At 68.8% G+C, this 4,566-nt stretch carries 4 protein-coding genes and 1 pseudogene; 4 read left to right on the top strand and 1 reads right to left on the bottom strand.

Annotated elements, in window-relative coordinates; genetic code table 11:
* Positions 1 to 181 (top strand): annotated as a pseudogene (locus ONA70_RS34925) (MFS transporter); the annotation flags it as partial.
* A gap of 318 nt (positions 182 to 499) precedes the next feature.
* Here the strand turns inward: ONA70_RS34925 and ONA70_RS34920 are convergent.
* On the bottom strand, positions 500 to 1,126 hold the full coding sequence (locus ONA70_RS34920) for a DUF2218 domain-containing protein (protein WP_265010754.1): 627 nt from the start codon (positions 1,124 to 1,126) through the stop codon (positions 500 to 502).
* Positions 1,127 to 1,316: 190 nt separating this feature from the next.
* Here ONA70_RS34920 and ONA70_RS34915 point away from each other — a divergent pair, with 190 nt between their 5' ends.
* From ONA70_RS34915 to ONA70_RS34905, 3 genes are all read left to right on the top strand, one after another.
* Positions 1,317 to 1,898, top strand: coding sequence for a TetR/AcrR family transcriptional regulator (locus ONA70_RS34915; protein WP_265010753.1), 582 nt, complete (start codon positions 1,317 to 1,319; stop codon positions 1,896 to 1,898).
* Between the two features lie 40 nt (positions 1,899 to 1,938).
* The gene (locus ONA70_RS34910; RefSeq protein WP_265010752.1) at positions 1,939 to 2,541 is read left to right on the top strand and encodes a class I SAM-dependent methyltransferase; all 603 of its coding nucleotides are present in this window, start codon (positions 1,939 to 1,941) and stop codon (positions 2,539 to 2,541) included.
* Between the two features lie 328 nt (positions 2,542 to 2,869).
* On the top strand, positions 2,870 to 4,132 hold the full coding sequence (locus tag ONA70_RS34905) for an LVIVD repeat-containing protein (RefSeq protein ID WP_265010751.1): 1,263 nt from the start codon (positions 2,870 to 2,872) through the stop codon (positions 4,130 to 4,132).
* The last annotated feature ends 434 nt before the right edge of the window (positions 4,133 to 4,566 follow it).

Genomic DNA, 4,566 nt, shown 5'->3' with positions numbered 1-4,566 from the left:
CGTCGCCTCCGCCGCGGGCGCCGACCGGCTCGACGACCTGACCGCGCTGACCGACGGCTACTCCGCCGCCTTCGCCGGCGCCGGGATCATCGCCGCCGTGGGCGCCGTCGTCGCGGGACTCACCCTGCGCGCGGCGAAGCGGCAGCCGGCCAGCGACGCCGAACCGGTGCACGCGGGCTGACCCGAACGGGAAGCATTGGCCGCCCACAGGACGCCGGTGGGTCAGACAAATCCTGGCTGACCCACCGGCGCCAACCATGCGGCAGGTGCCCCGCCCACCATGAGACGAGAATGGTCATGCGGCCGAGCTGCTTCATGTTGCTGGAGTAGTGCTTGAGGAGTTCGAGCTGTTCCGGGCTTCGCGGTCGTACGCTGATCCGCACACCGCGCCGCTGGCCTCGGAGGCCGCCGCCGGACATGCACCGCACCTGCACCGCCATTTCAGCGGCACCTGTCGGTACCCGCAAGCGGGTCGTCGCCGGCCTGGGTGCAGCTCCTGTCAATCCCGGTCAGGCATGTTGCGTGTCCGGTGGCGCCGGAATCCGATGCGAGCCAAGGCGACCAGCGCCACCTTGACTACGACGAGCGCCACGACCACGTTGACGGCCATGCCGGTCCATCGAGATTGCGCCAGGACCGCACCCGCCAGCCCGACGTGTAGGCCGATCACGACGACGGCCGCTACTGCGAGAAGGATCGTCTGGGATCGCGGAAAACCTGGCCACGGCTTCGACGTCACTCGGGCGAGGGGCCGAACGGGGGCGGCGCCGGCAGGGTCAAGCCGCTGCCAGGTGATGGCCAGCGGGTTTCGACGACTGAACCGCTCGAGGTTGCGGGTGATGAGGTCGCGCATCTGACCCAGGTCGCCCTCGTCGGCACTGTCGATACGCACCGTCAGAGTGCCGTCGTCGGCGGTGAGCGTGGCCCGGCCCCACGGCGTGAAGGTGACGGTTCCGCTCGTCTCCGACCACTCAGCCGCGACCTGCACCTCTCGACGGGCCATCATCGTGTGCAGGTGCATGCGTGACGTATGGCCCCGGTCGCCCATGGCCGCGGCGTGCTTGCAGAACTGGACGAGGTAGCGACTCGCCCGGTCGGTCTGAACCTCAGCTTGCAGAGTCGGCACGGCAATTCCTTCTTGATCTTCTGTCCGGATGTGAGCCGGGCCCGGCTGATCGCCGAGGCGCGGCGTGGGCGGATCGGGACCTGCGGTCCAGCAGCCAGCCAGCGGGATGTCCGCCAAGCAAGTTATCGAGACAATCTGTCTACGTCAACAGCATACTGCTTCGCTCTCGAACGGTGTGTATGATCGTGGCATGCCCAAGCTGTGGACCGAGACCATCGACGCGCACCGCGCGGCGGTTCGGGACGCGGCCATGAACGCCATGGCCGCGTTGGTGGCTCAGCACGGGCTGGTTGCGGTGACGATGTCGCAGATCGCCGAGCGGGCCGGTATCGGGCGAGCGACCCTGTACAAGTACTTCCCGGACGCGCAGGCCATCCTCACCGCCTGGCACGAACGTCAGATCACCGAGCACCTCGACCAGCTCAACGCCGTCGTCGACCCCGCCGCGCCAGCCGTCGTGCGACTGGAAGCTGGTTTGCGCGCGTACGCGCACATCCAGCACCATTCAGCGCGCCACCATGGCGGCGAGCTCGCCGCGCTGCTGCACCGAAGCGAACACGTCGACCGCGCCCGGCAACGCCTACGCGACTTCGTCGAGCAGTTGCTCGCCCAAGCGGTGCGGGACGGCGACGTCCGCGACGATGTGGCCACCGACGAGCTGGCCACGTACTGCCTGCATGCGCTCACCGCAGCCGGCACCGTCCCCCACCAGGAGGCCGTCCACCGCCTCGTCGGCGTCACCATGGCCGGGCTGACCGCTCCTCGCCCGTGAGTGATGCGCCCGTTCCCGGCGTCGGTGCAGGATGGACCGCATGGCGAAGATCTCCGAACGCATACTTGACGCATTCTTCGGCCATCCCCGTGGCCTGCCCGGACGCATCGGCGGAGCCATCATGGCCAGAGGGAACGCCGATCAGGAACGTGGGGCGGTGGAGCGCGCGGCACCATCGGCCGGCGCCCGTCTGCTGGTCGTGGGGCACGGCCCAGGCGTTGGCCTCGCTCTTGCCGCCGACCGCGTGGGCCCCACCGGACGCGTGGTGGGCGTCGATCCCTCCGCAACCATGCGCCAGCTGGCCACCGCCCGTTGCTCCGACGCGATCGCCGCTGGAGTGGTCGAGATCCACGACGGCACCGCCGACCGCACCGGCTGCGCCGACACCAGCATGGACGCCATGGTCTCGGTGAACAACGTGATGCTGTGGGACCGGCAGGCCGGCCTGGCCGAGGCGTTCCGGGTGCTGCGGCCCGGCGGGCGGCTGGTGATAACGGTGCACCGCCACGTGTTGGACACCTCACCCGAGCAGCTGGCCAACGATGTGACCGCCGTCGGCTTCGCCGACGTGAGCCTCCAGGTGCGGCCGAGGCGCATGAACAGCCCCGCCATCGAACTGGTCGCCCGACGACCCGCCGACTGATCTGCGAACAGCCTGGTCGGTGGCACACAGGCCACGCCACGACCACCAGATGCTCCCGGTGACGTCAGGGCGGCGACGTTGGCGTGTGCCGAGCCCCTGCTCGGCGAGCAGTGGCAAGGGGCGCGTGCAGAGCCGGACAGCCAGCCGGCGGTCCTGGACAAGGTTCGTTTTGGTAAAGGTCTAGCGATACATGAGGATATTTGACAGTGTGATGATCACCTGCGTGACGCATCACCTGGCGACACGCCCGACGTGAGGGGGCGCCGTGCGTAGACCTTCCCGAATCCGATCACTCGTCGTCGCGGGCGCGGCGATCATGCTCGCGGTGATGTCATCGCCGGCCCAGGCGCACGAGCCGTGGGACGACGGGGCCGTCCCGCCGCCTCCGCCGAGCAGCCCCGCCGACGGCTACAGCAAGAACATGCACCTGCTCTCGACCGCCGCCCACACCGGCGGCACCAACTCCGACCTCGCCTTCTCCGGGAACCTCGTCTTCGCCGGCCACTACGGCGGCTTCCGGATCATCGACATCTCCGAGCCGGGCACACCGGTCGAGCTGGCCGACGTGCACTGCAACGGGCCCCAGGGCGACGTCTCGGTCTGGGGTGACCTGCTGTTCCTGTCCGTGGACACGCCGCAGAGCACGCCAGGCTGCGAGGGATCCCGCAACGTCACCGCGTCCACCCCGGGCGCCTGGGAAGGGGTACGCGTCTTCGACGTCAGCGACCCGAGAGCGCCCCGGTTCCTGCAGGCGATCCGGACCGATTGCGGCTCGCACACCCACACCCTCGTGCCGCGCGAGGACGGTGGCACGTACATCTACGTCGCGTCGTACCCGCTGAGCGCCAGCGCCATCGGGCCGGACTGCCGGGCCCCGTTCGAGCGGATCTCCGTGATCGACGTCCCGGGCGGCGATGCCGCCGCCGGCATCGCCGCGAAGGTCGTCGCCGAGCCCACCATCAAGGGGATCGACCCCTTCGCCGGCGCGTCCGGCGACTTCTTCGCCTGCCACGACATCCAGGTGCTGACCCCGCGCAAGCTCGCCGCCGCGGCCTGTCTGTCCCAGGGCCAGCTGTGGGACATCAGCAACCCCCTAGCCCCACGCGTGATCGCCAACATCGACACGCCGGACGTGGACATCTGGCACAGCGCGGCGTTCACCAACGACGGAAAGTACGTCACCTTCGGCGATGAGTACTTCGGGCCCGCGCAGGAGCCGTTCGGGGCGATCTGGACGTACGCGGTCGACGACCCCAGCACCCCGCTGAGCCACCTGCGCATCCCGCGCGCCGAGCCGAGCACGTACCACAACTTCAACTACGTTCCGGTGGCCGGCCGCAACATCCTGGTCTCGTCCGCCTACGGCTCGGGAACCTCGATGGTCGACCTGACCGACCCGCGTAACCCGAAGGAGATCGCCTACTACGACATGCGGTCCAATCAATGGTCGACGTACTGGTACAACGGCCTGATCGTCGCTAACGACATCTCCCGGGGCGTGGACGTGATCCGGTTCAGCGGCCCCGAGACGGCCGGCGCCAGGAAGCTGCCGATGCTCAACCCGCAGACGCAGACGTTCCTGCTTAACTGACACTGCTACGAGAAGTGGGCGGGTGCCGACGGTGCCCGCCCACTTTCATGACCTACCAGCGAACCCGCACATCCGGTGGTTTCTGGCGGTCCGGCCGCAAGGAGCGCATTCGAGCGCCAAGGCGGGGGAGGCGAGCTCGCACCAGAGGCGATGGTGCAGATCATGAACTGATTGCCAAGCCAAGGCCGCTGTTCGAGGGACCGACACATGTCCCATGGATTCCCATGTCGAGGCGGCCTTGGCCGTGGCGAACCGACGCCCGATCGAGCCGCCGGCGGCGCTCCGACATCCTGAGCAAGAACCGCCTTTACGGGCTCTGCACAGTTGAGGGTGTAGTCGCTGGTTGGATGGTGGCTGGCGCGTCGGTCCGCCGCCACTGAGGAGATCCCCGCCGCGGTAGCGGCGATGGACCCCTTCCACGTGGTGCGCCTGGC

The organism is Micromonospora yasonensis (assembly GCF_026013475.1).
Lineage (GTDB): Bacteria > Actinomycetota > Actinomycetes > Mycobacteriales > Micromonosporaceae > Micromonospora > Micromonospora yasonensis.
This window is presented reverse-complemented; position numbering and strand designations above follow the sequence as displayed.